21 protein-coding genes, 1 other RNA gene, 1 pseudogene and 1 other annotated feature are annotated in these 24,894 nt (G+C 39.3%); of the genes and pseudogenes, 2 read left to right on the forward strand and 21 right to left on the reverse strand.

The window, feature by feature from the left end; translation table 11 throughout:
* Positions 1-7: 7 nt before the first annotated feature.
* Positions 8-1,159 (forward strand): MFS transporter, encoded by a 1,152-nt coding sequence (locus tag H131_RS14865; RefSeq protein WP_010859997.1) that lies wholly within the window; start codon positions 8-10, stop codon positions 1,157-1,159.
* Positions 1,160-1,518: 359 nt separating this feature from the next.
* Here the strand turns inward: H131_RS14865 and H131_RS14870 are convergent, their stop codons facing one another.
* The 14 genes from H131_RS14870 to hisS all read right to left on the reverse strand — a co-directional run bounded on the left by H131_RS14870 (position 1,519) and on the right by hisS (position 16,309).
* A complete protein-coding gene (locus tag H131_RS14870) occupies positions 1,519-2,499 on the reverse strand; it encodes an N-acetylglucosamine kinase (RefSeq protein WP_010859998.1) in 981 nt (326 codons plus the stop codon).
* A gap of 67 nt (positions 2,500-2,566) precedes the next feature.
* A complete protein-coding gene (locus tag H131_RS14875; RefSeq protein WP_010859999.1) occupies positions 2,567-3,649 on the reverse strand; it encodes a DUF871 domain-containing protein in 1,083 nt (360 codons plus the stop codon).
* A 25-nt stretch (positions 3,650-3,674) separates the two neighbouring features.
* Positions 3,675-4,964 carry a PTS sugar transporter subunit IIC gene (locus tag H131_RS14880; RefSeq protein ID WP_036130403.1) on the reverse strand — a complete coding sequence of 430 codons (1,290 nt, stop codon included), beginning with the start codon at positions 4,962-4,964 and terminating at the stop codon, positions 3,675-3,677.
* A 46-nt stretch (positions 4,965-5,010) separates the two neighbouring features.
* Positions 5,011-5,331, reverse strand: a complete 321-nt coding sequence (locus H131_RS14885) for a PTS sugar transporter subunit IIA (RefSeq protein ID WP_010860001.1) — start codon at positions 5,329-5,331, stop codon at positions 5,011-5,013.
* A 13-nt stretch (positions 5,332-5,344) separates the two neighbouring features.
* Positions 5,345-5,656: a PTS sugar transporter subunit IIB gene (locus H131_RS14890; protein ID WP_036130405.1), complete on the reverse strand. Its 312-nt coding sequence runs from the start codon at positions 5,654-5,656 to the stop codon at positions 5,345-5,347.
* A gap of 250 nt (positions 5,657-5,906) precedes the next feature.
* Positions 5,907-7,082, reverse strand: a complete 1,176-nt coding sequence (locus tag H131_RS14895) for a GNAT family N-acetyltransferase (protein WP_010860003.1) — start codon at positions 7,080-7,082, stop codon at positions 5,907-5,909.
* A 40-nt stretch (positions 7,083-7,122) separates the two neighbouring features.
* Positions 7,123-8,841 (reverse strand): phosphoenolpyruvate--protein phosphotransferase, encoded by a 1,719-nt coding sequence (gene ptsP, locus H131_RS14900; protein WP_010860004.1) that lies wholly within the window; start codon positions 8,839-8,841, stop codon positions 7,123-7,125.
* On the reverse strand, positions 8,835-9,104 hold the full coding sequence (locus H131_RS14905; RefSeq protein ID WP_010860005.1) for an HPr family phosphocarrier protein: 270 nt from the start codon (positions 9,102-9,104) through the stop codon (positions 8,835-8,837). Before H131_RS14905 ends, ptsP begins: the two co-directional genes overlap by 7 nt.
* A 17-nt stretch (positions 9,105-9,121) precedes the next feature.
* A complete protein-coding gene (locus H131_RS14910; protein ID WP_036131555.1) occupies positions 9,122-9,841 on the reverse strand; it encodes a sugar isomerase domain-containing protein in 720 nt (239 codons plus the stop codon).
* Positions 9,842-9,845: 4 nt separating this feature from the next.
* A complete protein-coding gene (locus tag H131_RS14915) occupies positions 9,846-10,568 on the reverse strand; it encodes a GntR family transcriptional regulator (RefSeq protein ID WP_036131557.1) in 723 nt (240 codons plus the stop codon).
* 24 nt (positions 10,569-10,592) lie between these two features.
* Positions 10,593-11,756: an N-acetylglucosamine-6-phosphate deacetylase gene (gene nagA / locus H131_RS14920; protein ID WP_010860008.1), complete on the reverse strand. Its 1,164-nt coding sequence runs from the start codon at positions 11,754-11,756 to the stop codon at positions 10,593-10,595.
* Between the two features lie 1,025 nt (positions 11,757-12,781).
* Positions 12,782-12,973, reverse strand: a non-coding RNA gene (gene ssrS, locus H131_RS23815) — 6S RNA.
* A gap of 282 nt (positions 12,974-13,255) precedes the next feature.
* The gene (aspS, locus tag H131_RS14925; RefSeq protein WP_036130409.1) at positions 13,256-15,025 is read right to left on the reverse strand and encodes an aspartate--tRNA ligase; all 1,770 of its coding nucleotides are present in this window, start codon (positions 15,023-15,025) and stop codon (positions 13,256-13,258) included.
* 18 nt (positions 15,026-15,043) lie between these two features.
* Positions 15,044-16,309 carry a histidine--tRNA ligase gene (gene hisS, locus H131_RS14930; protein ID WP_010860010.1) on the reverse strand — a complete coding sequence of 422 codons (1,266 nt, stop codon included), beginning with the start codon at positions 16,307-16,309 and terminating at the stop codon, positions 15,044-15,046.
* A 115-nt stretch (positions 16,310-16,424) separates the two neighbouring features.
* Positions 16,425-16,666, reverse strand: a binding site (T-box leader).
* A gap of 163 nt (positions 16,667-16,829) precedes the next feature.
* Here hisS and H131_RS14935 point away from each other — a divergent pair.
* Complete coding sequence (locus tag H131_RS14935) at positions 16,830-18,392, forward strand: N-acetylmuramoyl-L-alanine amidase family protein (protein ID WP_036130413.1); 1,563 nt, start codon at positions 16,830-16,832, stop codon at positions 18,390-18,392.
* Positions 18,393-18,475: 83 nt separating this feature from the next.
* Here the strand turns inward: H131_RS14935 and H131_RS25470 are convergent.
* From H131_RS25470 to H131_RS14965, 7 genes and pseudogenes are all read right to left on the reverse strand, one after another.
* Positions 18,476-18,688: pseudogene (locus H131_RS25470) on the reverse strand (group II intron reverse transcriptase/maturase); the annotation flags it as partial.
* A complete protein-coding gene (locus tag H131_RS14940) occupies positions 18,640-19,548 on the reverse strand; it encodes a manganese catalase family protein (RefSeq protein ID WP_036130416.1) in 909 nt (302 codons plus the stop codon). The pseudogene H131_RS25470 and the gene H131_RS14940, both read right to left, overlap by 49 nt.
* A 49-nt stretch (positions 19,549-19,597) precedes the next feature.
* Positions 19,598-19,813 (reverse strand): DUF2642 domain-containing protein, encoded by a 216-nt coding sequence (locus H131_RS14945; protein ID WP_036130420.1) that lies wholly within the window; start codon positions 19,811-19,813, stop codon positions 19,598-19,600.
* 72 nt (positions 19,814-19,885) lie between these two features.
* Positions 19,886-20,326: a D-aminoacyl-tRNA deacylase gene (dtd, locus tag H131_RS14950; protein ID WP_010860014.1), complete on the reverse strand. Its 441-nt coding sequence runs from the start codon at positions 20,324-20,326 to the stop codon at positions 19,886-19,888.
* A gap of 148 nt (positions 20,327-20,474) precedes the next feature.
* Positions 20,475-22,670 carry a RelA/SpoT family protein gene (locus H131_RS14955; RefSeq protein ID WP_010860015.1) on the reverse strand — a complete coding sequence of 732 codons (2,196 nt, stop codon included), beginning with the start codon at positions 22,668-22,670 and terminating at the stop codon, positions 20,475-20,477.
* Positions 22,671-22,872: 202 nt separating this feature from the next.
* Positions 22,873-23,787 (reverse strand): pseudouridine-5'-phosphate glycosidase, encoded by a 915-nt coding sequence (locus tag H131_RS14960; protein ID WP_036130423.1) that lies wholly within the window; start codon positions 23,785-23,787, stop codon positions 22,873-22,875.
* Positions 23,788-23,791: 4 nt separating this feature from the next.
* Entirely contained in the window at positions 23,792-24,883 is a 1,092-nt protein-coding gene (locus H131_RS14965; RefSeq protein WP_010860017.1) for a carbohydrate kinase, read from the reverse strand.
* Between the last annotated feature and the right edge of the window lie 11 nt (positions 24,884-24,894).

A 24,894-nucleotide genomic window follows, 5' to 3' on the forward strand; every position in this document is an offset into this window, starting at 1 on the left:
GAGAATTTTGAATCATTTTGCCATATATTTATTAACTTTAGGTGCCTTTGTAACAGGGACAGCGGAATTTGTAGTATCAGGAATTTTAGAAATAATTTCTTCTGATTTAGATATATCTGTTTCAGTCGCTGGACAATTAATCACTATATATTCCTTATGCTATGCAATAGGTGCCCTTATTTTAGTAATGGTCACTTCTAAGTTTGATCGAAAAAAAGTTCTACTCTATTCCATGGTTATCTTCTTAACAGGAAATATCATCGCATACATTAGCCATAATTACACAATTCTAATGTTTTCCCGAGTTGTGCTAGCTTTGAGTGGAGGATTATATATTGTCGTAGCAACGAATTACGCAGCTCACCTTGCTCAACCTGGCAAGCGCGGAAGTGCAATGGCAACCGTCATTACAGGATTTACTGTTTCTTTAGCGTTTGGAGTCCCGATTGGAACTTTTACTGCAGCATATATAGACTGGCGGAATATCTTTCTTATTATCGGAGTTGTAACATGTCTCAATATCATGTTACTTCAAAAATTTATTCCTAAATTAGATGGGAATAAACCAATGCCCATAAAACAACAATTGATTCTAATAAAAGATAAACGATTACTCATTGGGTTATTTATTACAGCTTTTTGGATTCTCGGATACACCCTTGTTTTCGCTTACATTTCTCCTATTCTAAGCCTGTATGCAGGTTTTTCAATAGAAATGATAAGTATGACTCTTTTAATTTTAGGAGTTTCTGCCTTTATCGGTTCACGTTTTGGAGGGTATGCTGTTGATAAGTGGGGATCGTACCTAACAATAACTATCAGTTTAGTAATTCATACAATAGTGCTAATGGTTTTAACATTTACTATACACTCTACTATAGGAACACTAATCACTATCATGATTTGGGCAATTGCAGCTTGGACAACAACTCCAGCAAACCAATTCTATCTGACTTCTTTAAAACCACAATCGTCAGAAATTATTTTAAGTTTCAATACCGCCATTATGAACATTGGTATGACATTAGGAGCTGGATTAGGTGGATTGGTAATAGAATATACAGAAATTATTTACTTGATATGGTTAGGAGGCCTAATGGTATTCATAGCCTTAGGAATAGCATGTTATTCCTTTAAACTGGGTAAAAAAACAGCCTAGTACTAAAAATCATATCATAACTTTTTTATTAAAATTTATATCTCCTAAAGATAGAATACGGAACTTGTAAACTAAAATCTAAATTCGATAAATTATAAGTAATACTAATCAGGTCCGGAAAAGCCACCTGTTTTCCACTGACGAGCCAGCTAGCCTCCGCTTACTTGTGTTGCAATGAATTTGAAAAAACTCGCTACTTGGACATGGCGAGATACACAAACAGCGTAAGCAGCACTCGTAAGAGACACTAACTCTACAGACCAACACGTGTTTTGTACAAAAAACCACAGAAAAAACTAAAAGGTATCGGGAATACTGGGCATTTCCGATACCTTTTAGTTTTTTAACTACCAGTCACCTTAACTTCTCCATTGTTTATAATTTTTTTGAAATGCTTCTACAAAATAGGAATCGAGCTGGACATTCATCTGTTTAAAAGCTCCTATGACTGCCCCTCCAATTGGTTGTAAAACCGGTATCATAAATCGCAAAGGTAGTGCATCCTCTTTTGCGAGTTGCTGTAATTTTGGCATAAAATAGGCTTCATTGGTAAAGACCCCACCTGCTAAAACAACAGGCACATCCTTTAGCCCCCATATCATGCGAGTGTAACATGCTTTTATCGCCGTGTAATATTTTTCACATGCACCCTCAATTATGCTAACTGCAACATTGTCCCCCTTGTCTGCCACATCAAAAACATATTGACTTAACGGTGCAATCACTGTTCGTGGATGATCCTTACCATAAATACACTCTATTAATTGCGGTACATGTTCAACAGAAAAATGATGCAATATGACATCGGTTAAGGCTGTTGGCTTCGCCCGCCGATCATAGCTTTGAAATACGGCCTTGAGCGCCTGATTGCCTAAGTCATAACCACTCCCCTCATCATCAAAAAGGTAACCCCAACCACCAACACGATGATAATTCCGCTGACTATCGTAGCCCATTGTGATAGCACCTGTCCCGGCTATTTGTACAATGCCCTCCTGTCCGAGTGTACCTGCATACAGGGCAATACAAGCATCATTTTCAATCACAATAGCCGTCGTCTTGTCAACATACTGCTGCATAATCGCTTTCACTTTTTGCTCAGCTTGTCGCTCTTTCACCCCTGCCATACCTGCAAAACAACTATGTAGCGCAGCAAATACTTGTGGATTTTGTGCCTGTAATTGTTGTAATAAATCATGAATCGTTGACTCAAAGCTATGGGCATCCATCGCAGTTGGGTTGCTTCGTGACGTGACTACTTTGGCATAAATACTGCCATGTTCATCACAAATAACTGCAGATGTTTTTGTGCCACCGCCATCAATTGCCAGTATATACATCCTCTTCTCCCCTTAAAAAAGGATTGAGCGCAAACGCTGTTGGCTCAATCCTTAGTCCAGTTTTCAATTATTTCGTAAAGCCAAATGACGCCCACGGTTGAATCTGCTTTATTAAAAATTGCTCTTCTTCTACAACTCTCGCTACTACATTTGTTGAGCCCGCATTCGGTATTTCTTTTAAGACTATTTGTAGCTCCCCTTTATAGCGAACATCCAAATTATTATCAATTGTGATATCACCTGGCTTCAATGGTTGCGTATCATGGACTTGAAAATCTCCATTTTTATACTTAACACGAGACTGTGTACTACGAATAACATATTCTGAAACATCTCCACGGTTAAAATGGGGTTCTTTATATAGTATAGCTTGCTCTAAAATACTTGTTTCGGGTGCCTGCACAACTTTCAGCTCTAGCTTGTGTCGATTCAATTGCCCTAATGCCCGTATCTCTTCTTCAGAAGCATACATATTGCCGATAATACAATCATCGATTAAACCAGTGTGCCATAAATCTTTCGCTTGCACAGTAATTGGCAGATGACGATGCTCCTCTAATGTTGGTAAGCCATGCAGTGTTTTTTCCCAAGGACCAAATATTGCATGCTGAGAGGAAATCATAGCAGCTGTACGAACGTGATTTGCTTTAAATAGGTTGGAGGTCTCTAAAAAATGCTGACGTGAAAGACCTGTAAACTGTCTAGGATAAAAATTATGGCAACCAATAATATTATCTTTATTCGGTTGGTAGGATAATATATTTTCTAGATATTTTGTGCCATTACTAATATTTAACTCTATTTTCAAATTACTAGCATCTAGTGACATAAATGCTTCCTCTTGACCTGAAAATCCCATGTCTAAACGCAATGCCGCTAGATGATATTGTTCTTTGAAAACAGCTATGTCTTTATACGTTAAGCCAAGCTCCTCAAAAACGGCAGGTGCGATATCAGCAGATATATCAAATCCCAGTTGCTTTGCAATAGCATTAATTTGCTGTAATTTTATTCGTTCATCCTCATTGTTCAAGGACATCAGACAAGTAAAAATACGATCAAAGCCATTGTCATGCGCTAGCTGTACATACTGTTTCATTTCTTCTAATGTACTATGCTGAGGATATAGTGAAATACCTAATCGTCTCAATTCAAATACCTCCATCACTAAGCTTTTACACTTCTACATTTTGAGTTTCTGATTCCGGTTTTTGTTCTTGCTTTGCTACGCGATTTGCCATCGCTAGGAATGGTAAGTAAATACAAACTGCTACAACAATCAGTATGATACTTAATACAGCCCCACGCCAAGATTGAGTCACTAAGAAACCATTGATAATCGGTGGTGTCGTCCACGGTACTGGAACCGTCGCCGCTGGAACCCAACCCCATTTTGTGGCAAAGAAAGCAATTGTTACATTAATCATCGGTGTTAAGATAAATGGTATAAATAAAATGGGGTTTAATACGATCGGTAGACCAAAAAGCAACGGTTCATTAATATTGAAAATACCTGGTGCAGTTGATAATTTTCCAACCGTATTATATTGTTTATTCTTTCTTGCAATAATGAAAATAGCGATAATAAGTGCAATTGTCGTACCCGATCCACCCATATTGATAAAAGCATCAAAGAATGGTTTATTTACGATATACGGCGCTGCTTTACCAGCTGAAATCGCTGCAACGTTCGCATCGATTGCCGGTAGATTAATAGATTGCATAAATGGTTCGATGATGTTCGCACCATGAACACCCAATGTCCATAAAAACGTAGGAATAAACGCTAATATTAGTGCTGCAACCCATGTATTCGTTAAGCCCATAAATGGCTCTTGAATTGTTGCGTAGAATGAACCCACAATATCAGGAATATCAAAGCCAGCCGAAATGATTGTACGCACTAAAGCAAATATGCCAATTGTAATAATAGCAGGTAGTAATGCTGCAAACGATTTAGAAACAGCTGGTGGTACACCATCTGGCATTTTAATCAGCAGTCTACGATTGCCTGACAATCTACAAAATACTTCAGTAGAGAGTAATGCAATGATAATGGCTATAAATATACCACCTGTACCTGTTGTTAAGCCTGTTAAACCACCCTCACCAAAAGTACCGAAAGTCATGTAACTTGAAAGACTGATGACCCCTGCTGACAGTCCATCCTTGTCATAACCTTTTGCGAGGTGATAAGCAATAGAAAAGGCTAATAATAGTGAGATTATTCCGAATGTTGCTCCCCACATATTGCCGCCCCATTGTGTCCAAGTTTCATGTTTCCAAATGGAGTCAAGTGCATTTTGATACAGGTCTATAGGTAGGTTATTAATTAATACCGCTAGCGATCCCACTATTGTCAATGGCATTATCGTGATAAAACCGTCACGTATGGCAACTAAATGACGCTGATTCCCAACTCTTGCAGCTACCGGAACAAATTTTTCTTCTAAAAAACGGAACATTTCACACACTCCCTTTTGCTTTTTATTGTGACATCAAAAGTTGATGCTACTCCCCTGTGATACGTTCATATAGCTCTATCATTTCTTGCGCTAAATCACGGAATGTAATGGCATTCATTAAGTGATCTTGTGCGTGAATTAAGAGCATCGAGACTTCCACTTTTTCTCCCCTTGCTTCTTGCGTCAATAAAGCTGTCTGTGAATGATGTGCTTCTGTAAGCGCTTCATTCGCCATGTTTATTTTTTCCTTTGCTTCACTGATAAGCCCCTTTTTTGCTAACTGAATGGCTTCCATACATTCACTCTTCGTATTACCACTATGCACAATTAAGCCCATAATGGCCTGCATCATAACTGTTTCTTCCATTGGTCAGCCTCCTTCATCCAATCAGCTTTAGTGCCTGTTTTAAAACATTTTCACCATTCATCATGCCGTAATCAGCCATATTAATGACATCGATTGGGAAATTCTTTTCCTTATATTTTGTTTCAAATGACCCCTTTAAGTAACGCACTTGTGGGCCCAGTAAAAGTACATCAGCCGCTTTATTTGCTAATACTTTTTCAACCTCACTTTCAGCAATGGCATAAATATCAGCCTCAATATTTTGTTCTTGTGCTGCCTTCTGCATTTTTGACACTAGTAAACTCGTACTCATCCCTGCTACGCAAACTAACATAATATTTTTCATCGTTCGCACTCCTTTTCTTTTCTCAAATTGTCTGCTCGATTGAACGCCATTTTACAACTATCACATGTCATGTAATCGCTTTCTTAATATGAGAATAGCACCAATTGGTATATACCACAATATACTTTTTACATGCTTTTCTTTACTTGAAATGGGTATTAATAATTGGGCTATCGCTTCATAACTTGCTAATAAATGGATTAACCAAACTGGTATAGTCCAGAAAAAACTTTAAAAATTTTTTGATATTTTAAAAATATTCATAGAATACTGGTCGATTACGCGGAATCGCTTGTCGCCACGTATCCACCACTTCTTTTATAGCATCCTTTTTTGCATAAATTAGCGCTTCCTGAACCGGAAGATAACCAACCATCATTGCAGAAAATAGATTGATTGGTAATGCTAGCATATGCTTATCCGAGATCGAATTTGCCTCGATTATGGAGACATTACCATCTTTATTTATTTTGTATACACATTCATTCCAAGGACAAAAAGCATCCTCTAAAGACACATATAGTGGTTCTTGTATGTCCTCCCACGGATAACGCTGCATAAAAGCAAAAGCATCGACTATTCTTACCATTACATCCATTTTGACTTCTCTTTTAAATTGTGGTTCCTGAAATTGAAAACCAAAATGATGGTCATTTGCAGTGATACCTTCAATCGTGTATACGCTTGATGCATGTGACGTTATAAAACGCCAGATTGCCTGTTCTGCTAGCATATCCTTAGCTATAAAATCATGAATCATAAATGTTTCCTCTTGCATTGTATAGCGAATATAGCCTGCTACTTTATCTTCTTGAAAATACGCAGCGAAATGGCTATCAGGTGCTCTTCTCTCAATTCTTTTCCACCAAGCTTCGTCGCGCAGCATACTACCATTGTTAAGCAGTGCTTGTGTATTATGAAAACCCTGAATAGCTTGGAAGAGATCTTCATCTCGCCATTCAAAACTCATGCGTTTCACAATATCTACTTGTTTTCCTAGGTTTGGAAACAAGGAATGTGGAATTGAATAGTGAAGTTTCTCAAAGAATAGTTCCCAGCCAAAATAACGATAGAAGGATACTGAAAATGGTGCTAATACAGAAATGGCTTGCCCATTTTGTCGCATTTCCTTAAGCGCTTCTAGCATAAGTTTTTTAATAATCCCCCGCTGACGATACTCAGGATAAGTCGCCACAAATCCAATACCACCCATTTTATAACTCTCACCATGCACCGTCATATTTAGCGGAAGAATGAAGAGCTGCCCGACAACTTTATCCCCATCATAGGCTCCAAGTGTTGTACTTTGCTCAATCCAATATTGAAAATCCTCACGGCGAGTGCCAACATATTTATTCGGAAAACAATAATCCCTTAGTCGATGTACTTGCGTATAATCTTTTGGAGGAATTATTTTTATATCCATAACCTATTCACCCTTATCTAATTTTAGAATATTCTAACTATTAATCATGTTTTAATAGGGACTTCCTTACATATTCTTCCACATCTGACGCAGTAGCTAGCATTAAAATTTTTTCAACATGTTGTTTAAGTTGCTTTTGTGAATAGTTAGAAATTTGTGCACGTGTTTTTAAAATTGAAGACGCAGTCATGGAAAACTCATCTAATCCAAGCGCCAGTAATATCGGAATTGCTATTTCATCTCCTGCCATTTCGCCACACATACCGACCCATTTGCCGTGCTGATGGGCAGCATCAATAACATTTTTAACCAACCTAAGAATCGCTGGATGGTATGGCTGATAGAGGTACGAGACGTTTTCATTCATACGATCTGTTGCCAATGTATACTGAATTAAATCATTTGTCCCTATTGAGAAAAAATCCACTTCCTGCGCAAATAAGTCCGCAATCATTGCTGCTGATGGGATTTCAATCATAATGCCAACTTCGATTGTATCCGATACGATGAATCCTTCGCTTTTCAACTGGTCCTTTTCCTCAAGCAATAATGTTTTCGCCATTCTAAATTCATCTATTGTGGCAATCATCGGAAACATAATTTTCAAGTTGCCGTATGCACTTGCTCGTAGTAATGCGCGTAGCTGGGTACGGAACATTTCTGGATGCGATAAACATATACGAATCGCACGATAGCCCAAAAATGGATTCATTTCAACGGGTAGTTTAAAATAAGGAAGGTTCTTATCGCCACCGATATCTAGTGTACGAACAATTGTTGGTTTACCCTGCATTTTTTCAAGTACTGTTCGGTACGCAACGAACTGCTCTTCCTCATTCGGTAACTCCTGACGCTCCATATATAAAAACTCTGTTCGAAACAAGCCGATGCCATCGCCACCAGCGCTATTTACCATATCTACATCATCAGGTTTTCCGATATTGCCAGCAATTTCTACACGCAATCCATCAGCGCTTATACTTGGTAGTGACCGAAATTGCTCAAGCTCGCTTTGTCCCTGATTATGTATCTGTTGCTGGCGGACATAAAATTGTGATATTTCTGGCGTAGCATCAATAATGATTTTGCCGTTTATGCCATCAATGATAATAGGTGTTCCCTGTGTAATAACTTGTGTGGCAGTTTTTGTTCCTACTATCGCTGGAATTTCTAATGTACGTGCGAGAATCGCAGAATGAGAAGTCCGTCCGCCAATATCCGTAACAAATCCTTTGACATGCTTTGTATCTAACTGTGCTGTCATAGATGGCGTTAAATCTTCAGCTACGATAATTACATTCGAAGATAACCGACTAATATCCGGCATTTCTACACCTAATAGATTGGCTAATACTCGCTTCGATACATCTCGTATATCTGCTGCTCGCTCCTTCATATAGTCACTGTCTATTCCTTCAAACATCGCTATAAACATCTTAGTTGCTTCATCCAATGCAGATTCAGCATTAATGCCTGTGTTAATTTTGTTTTCAATAGTAGCTAACATTTCTGGATCCTCTAACAATAATTGATGTGCAGCAAAAATAGACGCTTCCTCATCACCAAATTTCGTCTGAGCGCTTGTATAGATTTCTTGCAGTTCTGCTTTCGATTGAACTACTGCTGCTTTAAATCGCTTAAGTTCTGCCTGTATATCCGTGATTGTTATTTTTTCAAACGATAGATCTGGTTCCATTAAACAATAGGCATTTGCAAAGGCAATGCCCTCAGAAACGGCAATTCCCTGTATTTCTAGCATTCTTCACCAATTCCTTTAGTTATCATAACGTCTGTTACCGTTTGGAAAAGCTTGTCAGCATCTGTCCCTTCTGCTGAAATATCAACAATGCTTCCTGGCGTTATGCCTAGTGCCATGACACCCATAATGGATTTTAAATTGACGGCCTTTTCCTTATAGATTAGCTGAACGTCACATTCGAATGCTGTTACGGCAGTTACTAGTAAAGCTGTTGGTCGCGCATGTAGACCTTCCGGTGTTGTAATTTTATATGTCTTCTTCATCTTTACCCCTCCAATTTTCACTTGAAATTAATACGTTTTTGATAATTCGCAATCATGACTTCGTTATGATGCAGATTAGCTTCTACATTGTTACTTTCAAAAACAGGCAAGATGCCATGTTCATCTGCCATTTGCTCAATGACTTGACTAAAAATAGCATTCAGTATAGCCGAGCCAATAACCGTTGAAGCGGGAGCATACTGCATATTTTGGCGATGTAACAAACCATCACCAACCGGTATATGTGTATTTATGATGACATCGACCACATCTTCTAAACGCTTCCCACTACTGTGGCGTGACTGCTGCTCTTGATAAGCAAGTGATTGTAGCGACATGACAAGTACATCTGCCTCCTTTGCTAGCAATGCAGCATCTATAGGTGCATAATTTCGTCCCGAAGTCGAAATCACGATGAAAACATCATGTTCTTGAAAATCAAAATAATGTTTATGTCGTTCGATTATAGTAGGATCTTTTTCATTTTTTGAAGAAGTTAATGCCCCTGCATTTAATGTTAATGGCTCAATCGTAATTGGATGTACAGGTACAAGCCCACCTGCACGGTAAAATGCATCTTGTGCTAACAGGTGAGAATGGCCACAACCAAATAATTGAACAATTCCACCACGTTGAATTCGTTGAACGATCATTTGTGCAGCATCTGCTATATGCGCTTGCTCCTGCACAATCACCTCTTGTAAAAGTCTCTGTATTTCCAGAAAATAATCATGCATAGTATCACCTTTTAATTTCACTAATGAATTTGTATCGATCTGCACGATAAGTACTACGCACCAGCTCAAATGGAACACCATCTGCTAAGTAACTTATTCGTTTAATAATTAAAACTGGAGCTGTACCATTAATTTGTAAATACTTACTATCTTCCTTAGCGACAATGGCTGCCTCCATTTGTTGAATGGCATTGCCAATTTTTTGATGAAATTTAGCTTCAATCAACGCATATAGCGAGCCCATAATTTTCTTTTCATCTAATTCAGGATATACTTTTACAGGAATATACGTTCTTTCAATTGCCATAGGCTTTGAATCAGCGTTACGTATCCGCACAACAAAGAATACCTCTTCACCTGGTGCTATCAATAAATCTCCTGCTACATCTACGGGTGGAATAATTTTTTCAAAGCGTAAGACCTTACTACTTGGCTCCATTCCACGCGCACGCATATCCTCAGTAAAACTCGTTAATCCCATCAGTGGTTGCTCTAATTTTGGATTGGCTACATAAGTACCTCTCCCCTTTTCGCGGTACAAAAGCCCACTGTTCACTAAATTTGTAATGGATTGACGTACTGTCATGCGACTAACATCAAACTGCACTGAAAGCTCCCGCTCAGAGGGAATATTTTCGTCGATTTTGTATTCCTCTAAATAAATGCGCTGCTTTAAAATTTCTTCTATTTGTATATAGATTGGTATATGAGAATTTTTATCTAACAAGCCTTGCACCGTCCTTATCTACTCCTACTTTGATTTCTCAAATACAACTTTACCTCGACAAATAGTTTTTTGTACATTTAATTTTCCATCCAGTAATACAAAATCTGCATCATAACCTTCTGCAATTCGCCCTGTTGTTTCTAGTTGTAATTGTTGAGCTGCATTTGCAGATGACATGGCGACAAGCTCCTGTAAAGAACAATTTGTTACCGCTTTCATATTTTTCACGGCTTGTTCCATCGTCAAAACGCTACCGGCGAGGGCTCCATTCGATAAATGTGCGCCACTTTCTGACACATGAACCGTTTGACCACCTAAATCATAATCCCCATATTGAAGCCCCTTTGCACGCATTGCATCGGTAATTAATATAATCCCTGTCGCTCCTTTAATACGATAGGCTAGTCTCACAGACTGTGGATGACTATGCACAAAATCTGCAATTAACTCAACCTTCACCCTATCTTCTAAGAAAACGCCCCCTACAACGCCTGGACTCCGATGATGGAAAGGACGCATTTGATTGTATAAATGAGTCGCCTGTTTTACCCCCAATGTTATCGCCCTGTTGACCTCTTCTATTGTTGCATCAGAATGTCCAATCGAAACGAGCACCCCTTGTTTACTTAATTCTTCAATAAATGCAAATCCACCCTCTACCTCAGGAGCTACAGTCATTTGTTTAATGCGTTTTTTACTTAGTTGTTGCCAGTGAGTAAATTGCTCAATAGAGGGTAAAATGATATGTTCTACTGGCTGTGCACCTGCACGTTGCTTTGACAAATATGGTCCTTCAACATGTATGCCTAACATTCTCGCTTCTTCAGCACCAGTTTCGAATTGAGCTAAATTAACGAATACATTTTCAATCGTTGGAATAGATTGTGTCATTGTCGTAGCAAGGAAACCTGTAACACCTTCTTTTACTAATGAACGAGCCATTTGATGAAGCGATTTCTGAGTAGCATCCATCGTATCATGTCCTGCAGACCCATGAATATGCATATCAATATATCCAGGAAGTAGCAACCAGTTTTGATCCTTGCCATCAATATATTGCTCCGCCTTGTCGGTTAATTCATGACTTATTTTAATAATCTGACCATTCTCAATAAATAAATCACCCTTAAATGGCGTCTCATCATGATTAACAATTGTGACATTGGAAATTAACAACGTATTTCCCAACCGTACACCCCCTCAGCATTTATTTTTTAGAAGGCATTCTTTAAGGTAAAGACAAGCTATTTACTCAGTTGGTATAGTTGTCTATACCAATTATATAATGTTCATACAAAAATAAACAGATAATTTTTCTATTTTTCTAATTTTTTATCTTAAGGTTACATTTCTATGTATCTTGAAAAGCTGCTTTTGTTCTAAAAAAAGAAGCATCTTTATGAGTCCGTTGATTTCCACTTCGGCGGACGCTCTGCGGGGCCTTCAGCTCATGCTATTCCAGCAGAAGTCGCCGCCTGCGCTCCAATCAACTAGTGTACGTTTATAAATGATTGAGGTGATGGATAGGTTGACGATCAAAAGTAATAATGAACGACATCCATTAGACATGCTGACAATTGACCAAATGGTGCCTGAAGACCATTTAGTTCGCAAATTGGAATTTTCTTAAGTATTTATATGAACCCGTTGCTTTCTACTACGGCGGATGCTTTTCGCGGGCACGGCTTCAGTCAACTAGTGTATCCTATTCAACGACAACGAAAAAAGGCAGAAGACATTATAAATCCTGTCCATTTCAATGCGCAAGTTCTCCGTTATTGGCTCCATGTACGACGAATAATTCGGAAAATCATTGAACGTAATATTTGAACACATCATGTGGAAGAACCCGATCATTTATTTCAACAAAGTGACATGTAACAAATCTATGCACGACGTAAAGAGACGATTGAACGAGTAAGTGTGGATGCTAAAGAACCTTACGAAGGATTAAAAAATTGTCCATCCAGACAATGCTTAATGCCATGAATTTGAAGAAGCTAACTAATTGGACGTGGCAAAGTCCAAAAATGGCAGAAAATAGTTGATTGTAGCGTACTACTATCGTTAAGAGGGGCTATTTGTTACGAATATTACTCCATAAAAATTTCAAAAGGTATTCGGCATGTGATCATGCCGAATACCTCTTGTCGTAAATCTGAAGTAGCCATAACATTTAAAGGCTACTGATTTCTTATGTATGGACGAATCCCGATAGTGCCGTAATGCCGATGAAACATTCGTTTTGAACCCGCAATTTGCAGGTGGGTGCCCGCTTCATAGCGTTAAACTTCCCTCTCCGTATGGGGCATGTTTGCAACTACAAAATGGAAGGCTCCCGACGATATAGTGTTGGTCAAAACTGTTTAATATAGTTAGCAGTTAGACAAACACATCAGGATTCGTGTTACAGTTATAATAACATCATATTTCAGATAATTCAAACGATTTTCTATTAAAAATTTAAAATTCTTGCAAAAACGCAAAAAATACCTAGATTTCCAACAACTTTTGCTAGAGAATCAAGGTATTTAGCATTATATAACTCCGGTTTTGATATACTTCTGTAAACTTTATAGCTGGGTTAATTGGCGTGCCTACAACTCGACTCCAAGAGGCTTAGCTGCAGCCTCCAGGAAAGCGAGCGTATATAGACACGAAAATCCACAGTTGGAAGATACCTGAGCTTATTTTTTAAACGGTTTGATCGCTAAACTTAGCTCACTCAATTGGTCAGGAGATACTGTACTTGGTGCATTTGTCAGTAAGCAGCTTGCACTTGCTGTTTTCGGGAATGCAATTGTATCACGCAAGTTTGTACGACCCGCAAGTAGCATCACAAAGCGGTCAAGACCAAATGCAAGACCAGCATGTGGCGGCACACCGTATTCAAATGCTTCTAATAAGTAACCGAATTGTGCTTGTGCTTCCTCTACTGTGAAACCAAGTAATTCAAACATTTTTTCTTGTAGTTCACGCTCGTAAATACGTAACGAACCACCACCAAGCTCATAACCATTTAACACGATATCATAAGCTTGTGCACGAACTGCTGCTGGATCTGTATCCATTAATGCAATATCTTCATCAAATGGACGTGTGAATGGGTGGTGCGCTGCTTTGTAGCGACCATCTTCTTCAGAGTACTCCAATAATGGCCAGTCTGTAATCCATAAGAATGCAAATTGTGATTCATCAATTAGTTCTAAATCTTGACCCAATTTTGTGCGAAGTGCACCAAGAGAAGCTGCAACAACAGAAGCTTTATCGGCAACAAATACTAAAATATCGCCAACTTCAGCACCCATACGTTCGACTAATGCTGCTGCTAATGCTTCATCAAAGAACTTTGCGATTGGACCATTTAAGCCTTCATCCGTTACTTTTAGCCATGCCAGACCTTTAGCACCATAAATACCAACGAATTTTGTTAACTCATCCATATCCTTACGTGAGTATTTGTCTGCTGCACCTTTTATGTTGATACTTTTTACTTGTTTGCCCTGCGCCACTGTATCAGCAAATACTTTGAAATTACAGCCATCAAAAATATCGTTAAGCGCCACTAGCTCTAAACCAAAACGTACGTCAGGTTTATCTGAACCATAACGATCCATTGCTTCTTGATATTTCATACGTTGGAATGGTGCAGGGATATCGATGCCTTTTACATTTTTCATAACGGCTTGGATAAGACGCTCGTTCATTTCTAAAATTTCTTCCTGTGTGAGGAAGCTTGTTTCGATGTCGACTTGTGTAAATTCAGGTTGACGGTCAGCGCGTAAGTCTTCATCACGGAAACAACGTGCAATCTGGAAGTATTTCTCAAACCCAGCAACCATTAATAATTGTTTAAATAATTGAGGTGATTGTGGTAATGCATAAAATTCACCTTCATGTACACGAGATGGCACTAAATAGTCACGTGCCCCTTCAGGAGATGATTTCGTTAAAATTGGTGTTTCGACTTCTAAGAAGCCTTCGTTTTGTAAAAAGTTACGAATGGTACGCGTTACGTCTGAGCGCATTTTGAATGTATCAAACATTACAGGGCGACGTAGGTCAAGGTAACGGTATTTTAATCGTAAGTCCTCTGATACATCCGTACGGTCTTCAATTTGGAACGGTGTTGTTTTCGCTGTATTAATAACGACTAAACTTGTCGCTTCCACTTCAATTTTTCCGTTTGGCACATTTGGGTTAATTTGATCTTCTGAACGGAGAATTACAGTCCCTTCAATTTCGATAACGTACTCACTACGTACTTTATCAGCTAAAGCATGCGCTTCTGCTACATCCGGGCTAAAGACAACTTGTGTAATACCTGTACGATCACGTAAATCAATGAAAATTAAACCGCCCAAGTCACGGCGACGTTGCACCCAACCTTTTAATACGACTTTTTCGCCTTGTAACGCTTCCGATAGCTCGTTACTAGCATGTGTTCTTGTTGCCATTTGTAATTCCTCCAAAGATTATTTATTTAATAGATAGTTAACTAATTCTGAGAAAGCAATCTTTTGTTGCTCCCCTGATTCCATGTGTTTTACAGCTGCTACTTGCTCTTCTAGCTCTGTTTCACCTAGGACAATTGTAAATTTAGCGCCTAAACGGTCAGCTGATTTCATTTGAGCTTTCATTTTACGGTCTAAATAATCCATCTCCGTCGAAATACCTTTTGCACGAAATGAACTTGTTAACTCTACCGCTTTTCGTTTCGCTTCATCACCCATAGCAATCATGTAGACGTCAAGTGCCGAGGCTGTTTCCAGTTCTACATTCTCTGCTTCAAGTGCTAACAATAAGCGTTCGATACTCAAGGCAAAACCGATTCCTGGTACGTTTGGTCCACCGATTTCTTCTACTAAGCCATTATATCGACCACCACCACAAAGCGTTGTAATGGAACCGAAACCTGCAGCTGTTGACATAATTTCAAATGTTGTGTGATTGTAGTAATCTAGACCACGTACTAGGTTTGGATCTACTTCATACGTAATACCAAGCGTATCTAAATACGTTTTCACCTGTGCAAAATAGGACGCTGAATCCTCTGTTAAAAAGTCTGTTAAAGCAGGAGCAGTGAACATTAATGAATGCTCACGATCTACTTTGCAGTCTAAAATACGCAGTGGATTTTTTTGTAGACGGTTTTGGCAGTCAGCGCAAAATTCCTCTATATGCGGCTCAAAGTGGTTGATCAATGCTGTACGATGTGCATCACGCGTTTCTTTATCTCCAAGTGAGTTAATCACTAATTTTAAGTCCTTTAAACCTGCTGATTCGTAAACATCCATCGCCAGTGCAATAACTTCCGCATCGATTGCTGGATCTGCTGACCCGATAGCCTCAACTCCAAATTGCACAAATTGACGATAACGTCCAGCTTGTTGACGCTCATAACGGAACATTGGTCCTAAATAGGAAAGCTTTACGGGTTGATCTGGCGCGCCAAACATCTTATGTTCCACATACGCACGAACAACACCCGCAGTATTTTCTGGTCGAAGCGTTAATGAACGACCGCCACGATCTTCAAATGTATACATTTCCTTTTGTACAACATCCGTTGTTTCACCGACACCACGAGCAAATAATTCTGTTTGCTCGAAAATAGGTGTACGAATCTCGTTGTAACGATAAACCCTACATAAATCACGTATAATGGCTTCAACCTTTTGCCATTTTTCTGATTGGCCTGGCAGGATATCTTGGGTACCACGTGGCACTTTAAAACTCATGGAAATACCTCCTTTATTGATTGCTTATGAGCGAGTTTACCTTACTGGATTGAGGGGATCCTTCGCACGGATCTTTCCAAACCAATAAAAAAAGCCCTCGCCTCCTTGCATAATTGCAAGGGACGAGAGCTATATAAGCTTCCGCGGTTCCACCCTAGTTGACGCATTAACTGCATGCGCCCTCCTCATAATCGGATAACGGCCGATTCCGTTTTTTCCTACTAAGCATCCCTTTTCAGAAAAAAGCCTCACAAGTGTTGTTCACGCTATACATTTTTGTAGGAAAGATTGCAGCCTAGGTCTTTCCCTCTCTTTTCCAATAGAGGTATACGCTACTCGCTTGGTCATAAGCGATTAATCATTTTTTGATTACCTTTTATGTTAGTCACAACAACAGGTAATGTCAACTATTTTCGTATTTTTCATGCAACTGTTGTCAAAATAACGAATTCCATTACCTTTTTCCCACGAACAAATTAATAAAATCATGGTAAAATAGCTCAAGAATAGGAGGAATCTGATGACGACGAAACTTTTACACTTAACCATCATCTTCGTACTATTGTTAACAATTACGATTCCAAGTATACATGATGGTCAAAGAGCTCTTGCCGACACCAGTGATTTAAAAGTATCAGGGACCATTCTTCATCTGCGCGAGGGACCAGGACTTTCTTACCCGATTATCACGACATTAGAAGAAGGTGACTCGCTAACCTCTATCGGTCGTGAGGGTGATTGGATTCAAGTAAAAACAGAGGATTATGAAGGCTGGGTAGCATCATGGCTGACAACTTCTACAAACGCTAAACAGACCATTGAAAAAACAGTCATCTCGCAGGTTGATCGTCTGAATATACGAACAGAACCAGATATTTCTTCAGCAGTTCTTGGCCAACTTTCAACTGGTAATCAAGCAATTCTAATAAAGGAAAGTGGCGAGTGGGCAAAAATCAATTGGAATGGACTAGTCGGTTGGGTATCCTCAAGCTATGTTACGATTAACGAAACAACAGAAAAAACAACTGCGAAACCAAAAGTTGAAGTATCTACTGCCAGTAAAGATAAAAGTACAACCTTTACCGTTTTAGTTGATTCGCTTAACATACGTAAAAAGCCGGATTTAACAGCTAAAAAAATAGCGACCGTTTCAAAAGGGCAAAACTTTAAAGTACTTGCTCAAGAACATAACTGGGTACAGATTCAGTACAATGATAAAAAGTCAGGATGGGTATATAGTTTCTATGGTACGTTTTCAAACATAGTGAACACACCCTCTAAAACTTCATCTGCTAAGGAACTAGAATCTGTAACAATTATTTATAATGGGACAAACCTACGAACTGACGCTACAACAGCAGCAGAAGTGGTTGAACGTGTAGATGCTGGTGAATCTTTTCAAATTGTGGGCACTAAAGATGATTTTTATGAAATTCAATTAGATGACAAAACCGCCTTTGTGGCAAATTGGGTCGTTTCTACTTCCAAAAATAAATCGATAACAACAGTAGAAAAGACTGAAACACGTAAGAAAGGAACATTAAAAGGCATTACAATCGTCGTTGATGCTGGACATGGTGGTAATGACCATGGTACGACAGGGCAACGCGGGACCGATGAAAAAAACATCACTTTAAAAACAGCATCGCTATTAGCCTCAAAATTAAGTGCCGCTGGAGCAAACGTCGTCATGACACGTGAATCAGACGAATATGTCGCGCTGCGCAAACGGGTTTCAGTTGCTCATCAGCATGAAGCCGATGCATTTATAAGTCTACACTATGATGCAACTGATAATAGTTCCATTTCTGGCTTTACTACTTATTATTTGAACGGCAATCAGAAAGGACTTGCGGATTCTATACATAATGGACTTGCAAGTAAGATTGATTTAAAAGATCGTGGTACACAGCAAGGGAATTACTTAGTACTACGAGAAAACCGTCAAAAAGCAGTATTAATTGAGCTTGGATTTTTAAGTAATGCGAATGAGGAACGTGTTATTACAACAGAAAAATTCCGAGAACAAGCAACACTTGGTATCTATCAAGGCATTCTTGATTATTTTGAGGTAAACGAATAAGGGGAAACAATCGAGTAGGAGGGAGTGATTAACTCCCGACCTCTCACACCACCGTACGTACGGTTCCGTATACGGCGGTTCAATTAAGATGAATAACGCAAAGTTTCGTAACGAACTTGCAGACTTTTCAGCCCTTGGCCATTCCAATAGGAATTGCCGAGGGTTCTGTGTAATATGGGGCTTTTTGAGATGCGCCAGTATCCTTTTCGGGTATTACCCCATTCGTACGCTTTTCCGTATGGAACTTTTAAACGAATGAGATTTCTGACTCTCGTTCGGGGTTTCTTCCAATTTTTTCAAACTCCTCTGGCCCAATACCTGGTGCAAATTCTTCTGGCATCTCGTCTAAATTTGGGATATCATAGCCCTTTGGCGAACCTTCCTGTACATATAAACGTTGACCAGAGGTAGGATTTGTTCCTTTCCATATTCGATCGATATCTTTATAATCACCAACATTATTCCAGGTAAACAGGACATTGCCATAGCCCATATCCTCGTATTTTCGTGCATAATCGAATACACGATTATCAAGATTTGGAATTGGAATTAACTTAGAGACATTGACACCTGTAGCCATTTCAAGCGCCCTCGCATAAGCAAGTACATGCGTTCCACCACGGACAAGTAAATAGCCAATCATTTCTCTTGCTGTTGGATGATTGGTCATTTCATAAACACGCATTTTATGGGTTCTAGCACCGCATTCCAAAAAGAAATTATGCAATAAATCTAACACTAAATTACCACTCGTAAATACATTAGAACCTGTCCAAGGCATCCCCATAGAATCAACAGCAAGTGATGTTTGAGCAGAGGCAATAAATGCTGCAGTTGAGCGCATATCCTTGCCGTTTTCCAATGGTGTTAAATCAGGTGGAGCCGTAAATGAAGATCCTTTGTTCAACAAGTTTATTGTATTCGCCACCAGCTCAACATGCCCAAATTCCTCAGCGGTAATACTTGCCACCAAATCGTAAAAAGGCTTTAACTTCTTTTTTCCTCTAAAATTAAAAGATTGGTACATATAGTTATTTAATGTCGACATTTCTCCAAATTTCCCACCAAGTAACTCTTGTACCGCACTCGCTGCATTTGCATCACCATATTCGACTTCAGGTAAATCAATCACCAATTTGTTTACACGTTGAAACAAAAAAAGCACCTCCAATTCACATTATGTGAACATGAAGGTACTTATGCACTTATTTTCTTCTCGTTGCCAATGTAACCCATACAATCTCTTCCATACGAATAAAGAAGGGTGTACGACAAACCTCTACAACGATATGGTCAGGTAAAACAGAGGTTAAAATACCTTGCTGAATATTTTTCACCGTTTGAACGACAATTGCCTGACCAATCATCATTCTTATTGTTTCATATAAATATGGATTCGATATGCTTCCCAACTGCGACATTACATATGCACTTCCTTCCAACAAACTAACCATTCATTTTTAGTGTATGAAGGAATTACAGGAAATGTACCATTATTTTGACTCTAGCAGTATTGTTACAGGCCCATCATTCGTAAAAGCAACGTCCATCATGGCACCAAAAACACCTGTTTCAACCCGCAACCCATGTTCGCGCAAGGTATCGTTAAAGGCCACCCATAATGGTTGTGCTACTTCTGGTCTTGCTGCGCCCGTAAAGCTCGGACGATTTCCTTTTTTTGTATCCCCATACAAAGTAAATTGTGAGACGGATAGTATGGCTCCTCCGTGCTCTAAAATGGAATGATTCATTTTTCCTTCAGCATCTTCCCATAAGCGCAGATTAGCGATTTTCTTTGCTAAATAGGCTACATCCTCCGTTGTATCCTCATGTGTAATGCCAACAAGAAGTACATAGCCTTTATCTATAGCGCCTGTTACTTTTCCGTCAACAGTAACAGATGCCGCTTTACTACGTTGTAATACCACTTTCATTTTTTAAAACCTCTATTCTACCAAGTTCTGTACCAGCCACTTTATCAGTACATAAAAGCTCCGTGTCCCTGTCACTAAAACTCATCATAAATATCTGCAGCATGCATATCAGTGACTTACTATACATCACTAGCTCTACTGCATGATATTAATTGATGACTCGCTGCACAGAGTATATATCCGGCGTTTGTTTAATACGTTCTACAACCTTATGCAAATGCGAAATATTAGAGATCGAAATTGTTAAATGAATCGTCGCAATTTTATCGCGATCTGCACGACCACTAACTGCTAAAATATTTGTTTTTGTTTCACTCACAATATGCATGACTTCGTTTAAAATGCCAGGTCGATCAAAAGCAGATACTTCAATATCAACAGGGTACTCTTTTTTCTCAGGTGTTAGTCCATGCTCCCATTCAACCTCGATTAAACGCTCTTGCTCATCTTCCACTTGGATATTCGGACAATCTGCACGATGCACAGAAACGCCTCTTCCTTTGGTAATAAAACCTACAATATCGTCACCCGGCACTGGGGTACAGCAGCGGGATAATCGAATGAGCATATTATCTATGCCTTTCACGATAACGCCTGACTCCGTACGTTTTTGCGGAAGTGGATTTTTCATTTTTTGCTCAATTTTTTCAAGCGCTTCTTCCTGTTCACGCTCTTTACGGCGTTTTTCTGCCAAACGATTGACCACTTGTTGTGCAGTAATACCATTTACACCAACAGCTGCGAATAAATCATCTTCATTAGTGTAGTTAAATTTATCGAAAACACGTTTAAAGTTTTCTGCTGACATTGTTTCTTTTATGTCAAAGTCTTGTGCACGAATTTCCTTTTCAATCATCTCTTTACCTTTGATGATGTTTTCTTCACGAAGATGGCGTTTGAAAAATTGCTTAATTTTATTCTTCGCTTGGGATGATTGAGCAATTTTTAGCCAATCACGGCTCGGGCCAAATGATTGTTTCGATGTTAAAATTTCGATAATGTCACCTGTTTTCAGTGGTGTATCGAGCGGTACCATTTTGCCATTAATTTTTGCACCGATTGTACGATTTCCGACCTCTGAATGCACGCGGTATGCGAAGTCGATAGGTACTGAACCAGCCGGCAATTCAATGACATCCCCTTCAGGCGTAAAAACATACACCATATCAGAGAATAAATCGAATTTTAAAGATTCCATAAACTCCTCTGCATTGGAAGACTCGTTTTGGAATTCTAAAATTTCCCGGAACCATGTTAATTTTTGATCGACATTTTGTTTTTCGCTATCAATATTTTTACCTTCTTTATATGCCCAATGTGCTGCAATCCCGTACTCCGCAATTTTATGCATTTCCTTTGTACGAATTTGCACCTCTAGTGGGTCACCATAAGGACCAATTACAGTCGTATGCAGGGATTGATAAAAGTTTTGCTTCGGCATCGCGATATAGTCTTTAAATCGTCCAGGCATCGGCTTCCATAGCGTATGAACAATTCCTAACACAGCATAGCAATCTTTAATGCTATCAACGAGGACGCGTATAGCTAATAAATCATATATCTCGTTAAATTGTTTCTTTTGCAACACCATTTTACGATAAATGCTGTAAATATGTTTGGGACGACCATAAACATCAGCATCAATTTCGACATCTGTCAGCTGAGATTTCATTTCACCCATGACATTGTCTAAATAGGCTTCACGTTCATCTCTTTTCTTTTTCATAAGACTCACGATACGATAATATTGCTGTGGGTTTAAATAACGAAGTGCTGTGTCCTCAAGCTCCCATTTAACGGTTGAAATTCCCAGACGGTGCGCAAGTGGTGCGAAAATTTCCAGCGTCTCTTTGGAAATACGGCGTTGTTTTTCAGCAGGTAAATGCTTTAACGTGCGCATATTATGCAGGCGGTCTGCAAGTTTTATTAAGATGACACGAATATCCTGTGCCATTGCAACAAACATTTTTCGATGATTTTCTGCCTGTTGTGCTTCTTTCGATAAATATTTAATTTTCCCCAGCTTCGTCACGCCGTCTACGAGCATTGCAACTTCTTCACCAAATTCACCTACTAAGTCATCACGCGTAAATTCCGTATCTTCGACAACATCGTGTAAAAAACCTGCTGCTACTGTTTCAGGATCCATTTGTAATTCTGCTAAAATTCCGGCTACTTGCACTGGGTGAATAATATACGGTTCACCAGAGCTACGGAATTGCTCAATATGCGCATCTCGTGCCAGTTCATATGCTTTTTTCACGAATGCGACATTTTCATCATTCATGTAGGATTTGACTAAATCAAAAACGTCTTCAGGAGTCAAAATTTGCTCTTTCGCCATAATATGTCCACCTTGCCCGTCAAATTTTTCAGATTAGATATAAATTTAATTGTATAAAAAATAGAGGTCGATTGTAAAGGGACTGTGTCATTTAGTTTAGTTAATCTCGTGAACAGCTTACTTCAATGGAAAATTTATTCATTTAGATAAATAAAAAGACCCCCTGCTACGCCGGTAAGCTTCACAGAGAGTCGTAATATGTTTAGTTTGCTTTATTATAGGCTACGGCAATTTTTGAACCGATTACTGCATTGTTTTTCACTAATGCGATATTCGCATCAAGGCTCTTACCTTCTGTTAGTTCTTTCACTTTACCAAGTAAGAATGGCGTTACGTTTTTACCCTGAATACCATTTTCCTCAGCTTCTTGTAAAGCCTTTTCAATGATGTTAGTGATGAATTCGTGCTCTAGCGCTTCAGCTTCTGGTATCGGGTTTGCAATAACCGCTCCACCACGTAAACCTAATTGCCATTTTGCACGAAGCATTGCTGCAACTTCTTCAGGTGTATCGGCCTTGAAGTTTACTTCAAAACCACTTTGGCGTGTATAGAATGCTGGAAGTTCATCCGTACCATACCCAACTACTGGTACACCTTTTGTTTCAAGATATTCAAGCGTTAAGCCAATATCTAAAATTGACTTCGCACCTGCACAAATTACCGCTACATTTGTTAGCGATAATTCTTCTAAGTCTGCTGAAACGTCCATTGTAGTTTCTGCACCACGGTGTACACCACCAATACCACCTGTAACGAAGATTTCAATGCCTGCAAGCTCTGCACAAATCATCGTTGCAGCAACCGTTGTCGCGCCTAATTTTTTTGTTGCTAGTAAGTAGGCTAAGTCACGGCGAGAAGCTTTTGCCACACCTTGTGCATTGCCAAACATTTCAAGTTCTTCTTCTGATAAACCGATTTTAATTTTCCCATCTATTAATGCGATAGTAGCTGGTACTGCACCGTTGTCGCGAATAATTTGCTCCACTTCACGCGCTGTTTGTACATTTTGTGGATATGGCATACCATGCGAAATAATTGTTGATTCTAATGCAATAATTGGTAGACCTTTCTCTTGACCTGCTTTTACCTCTTCTGATAATACGATGAATTCTTTCATGATGTTATTCCTCCATTTCATTTTTCAATAATTCTTCTGATAATTCAGGTCTTACTGTGTACGGAGACGCCAATGTTTTTTTGGCGTTTGTTAAGCCCGCATCTATACATGTTGCTAAGGGTTGTCCCCTTAACCAACTGTGTATGACCGCACTCACAAAGGCATCGCCCGCGCCAGTAACATCTTCAATTTTTTCTATGGCCTTAGCCGCAAAATGACTTGGTGCAATTGAAGTTGACGCTGCAAATACACCTTTTCCACCTGCTGTGATAATCACATGTTCAGCGCCTAGTTGCAGAAGCTGCTGAAGCGCTTTTTCATAATGTGCTGCGTTGTCAATTGCATGACCGACAATCGTCTCTGCCTCATCTGTATTGCAAATAAACCATGTGACTCCTTGCAATGTATCCGGAAGTCGATTCATTTTCGGAGAAGATACTGGCACAATTACTAGTGGAATTCCACGAGCAATCGCTACTTGCTGGATGTATGCAACTGTTTCTTTTGGACAATTTAAGTCCATAATAAAGCTGCCGGCATTCATAAGCATTGCCTCGTGTTGCTTTAACAAACTTGGCACCAATAAGTCATAGACTTCCATATTGGCAACAGCTAAAGCTAGCTCACCCTGCTCGTCCATAATTGCGGTATACGAGCCTGTTGCAGCATCAGGTAGCTGTTCGACATAGCGTAAATTCATGAATGGTTCGGAAGCTTCTTGAATCACCAGCCAGTCGGCATCCTTTCCAGCTGTCGTCAGTAGCGTAACCCCATGATTAAGTCGGCCTAAGTTTTCAGCAATATTTCGACCTACGCCACCTACACTAAATGAAGAACTAGCAGGGTTTGATGTTCCGAGTTGCACGGTTCCCTTTACATGAAATTTACGGTCGAGATTTGCGCCACCGATGCAAATAATTTCATTTTCCTCAGGTAAAATATATGCACGTCCAACAATTTTGCCTTGCTTTGTTAAGCTCGACACTAAATTTGCAAGTACTGGGCGAGACAAGTTCATTTTATCTGCCATCTCTTGTTGAGACATAAACGGATTTTGGCGAATTAATGCGAGTACCGCCTGTTCTCTTTCATTCATAGCATCACCTT

This window comes from Lysinibacillus sphaericus OT4b.31, assembly GCF_000392615.1.
Taxonomy (GTDB): domain Bacteria; phylum Bacillota; class Bacilli; order Bacillales_A; family Planococcaceae; genus Lysinibacillus; species Lysinibacillus sphaericus_B.

What these genes read in the sequence shown, in the direction of transcription:
- H131_RS14910 (WP_036131555.1), bottom strand. Translation starts at nt 9,841, where the DNA reads ATGCATGATTATTTTCTGGAAATACAGAGACTTTTACAAGAGGTGATT.
- H131_RS14955 (WP_010860015.1), bottom strand. Translation starts at nt 22,670, where the DNA reads ATGGCGAAAGAGCAAATTTTGACTCCTGAAGACGTTTTTGATTTAGTC.
- H131_RS14965 (WP_010860017.1), bottom strand. Translation starts at nt 24,883, where the DNA reads ATGAATGAAAGAGAACAGGCGGTACTCGCATTAATTCGCCAAAATCCG.
- ptsP (WP_010860004.1), bottom strand. Translation starts at nt 8,841, where the DNA reads ATGCTAGAAATACAGGGAATTGCCGTTTCTGAGGGCATTGCCTTTGCA.
- H131_RS14895 (WP_010860003.1), bottom strand. Translation starts at nt 7,082, where the DNA reads ATGGATATAAAAATAATTCCTCCAAAAGATTATACGCAAGTACATCGA.
- H131_RS14905 (WP_010860005.1), bottom strand. Translation starts at nt 9,104, where the DNA reads ATGAAGAAGACATATAAAATTACAACACCGGAAGGTCTACATGCGCGA.
- H131_RS14935 (WP_036130413.1), top strand. Translation starts at nt 16,830, where the DNA reads ATGACGACGAAACTTTTACACTTAACCATCATCTTCGTACTATTGTTA.
- H131_RS14945 (WP_036130420.1), bottom strand. Translation starts at nt 19,813, where the DNA reads ATGTCGCAGTTGGGAAGCATATCGAATCCATATTTATATGAAACAATA.
- dtd (WP_010860014.1), bottom strand. Translation starts at nt 20,326, where the DNA reads ATGAAAGTGGTATTACAACGTAGTAAAGCGGCATCTGTTACTGTTGAC.
- H131_RS14960 (WP_036130423.1), bottom strand. Translation starts at nt 23,787, where the DNA reads ATGAAAGAATTCATCGTATTATCAGAAGAGGTAAAAGCAGGTCAAGAG.
- aspS (WP_036130409.1), bottom strand. Translation starts at nt 15,025, where the DNA reads ATGGCAACAAGAACACATGCTAGTAACGAGCTATCGGAAGCGTTACAA.
- H131_RS14885 (WP_010860001.1), bottom strand. Translation starts at nt 5,331, where the DNA reads ATGGAAGAAACAGTTATGATGCAGGCCATTATGGGCTTAATTGTGCAT.
- H131_RS14890 (WP_036130405.1), bottom strand. Translation starts at nt 5,656, where the DNA reads ATGAAAAATATTATGTTAGTTTGCGTAGCAGGGATGAGTACGAGTTTA.
- H131_RS14870 (WP_010859998.1), bottom strand. Translation starts at nt 2,499, where the DNA reads ATGTATATACTGGCAATTGATGGCGGTGGCACAAAAACATCTGCAGTT.
- H131_RS14880 (WP_036130403.1), bottom strand. Translation starts at nt 4,964, where the DNA reads ATGTTCCGTTTTTTAGAAGAAAAATTTGTTCCGGTAGCTGCAAGAGTT.
- hisS (WP_010860010.1), bottom strand. Translation starts at nt 16,309, where the DNA reads ATGAGTTTTAAAGTGCCACGTGGTACCCAAGATATCCTGCCAGGCCAA.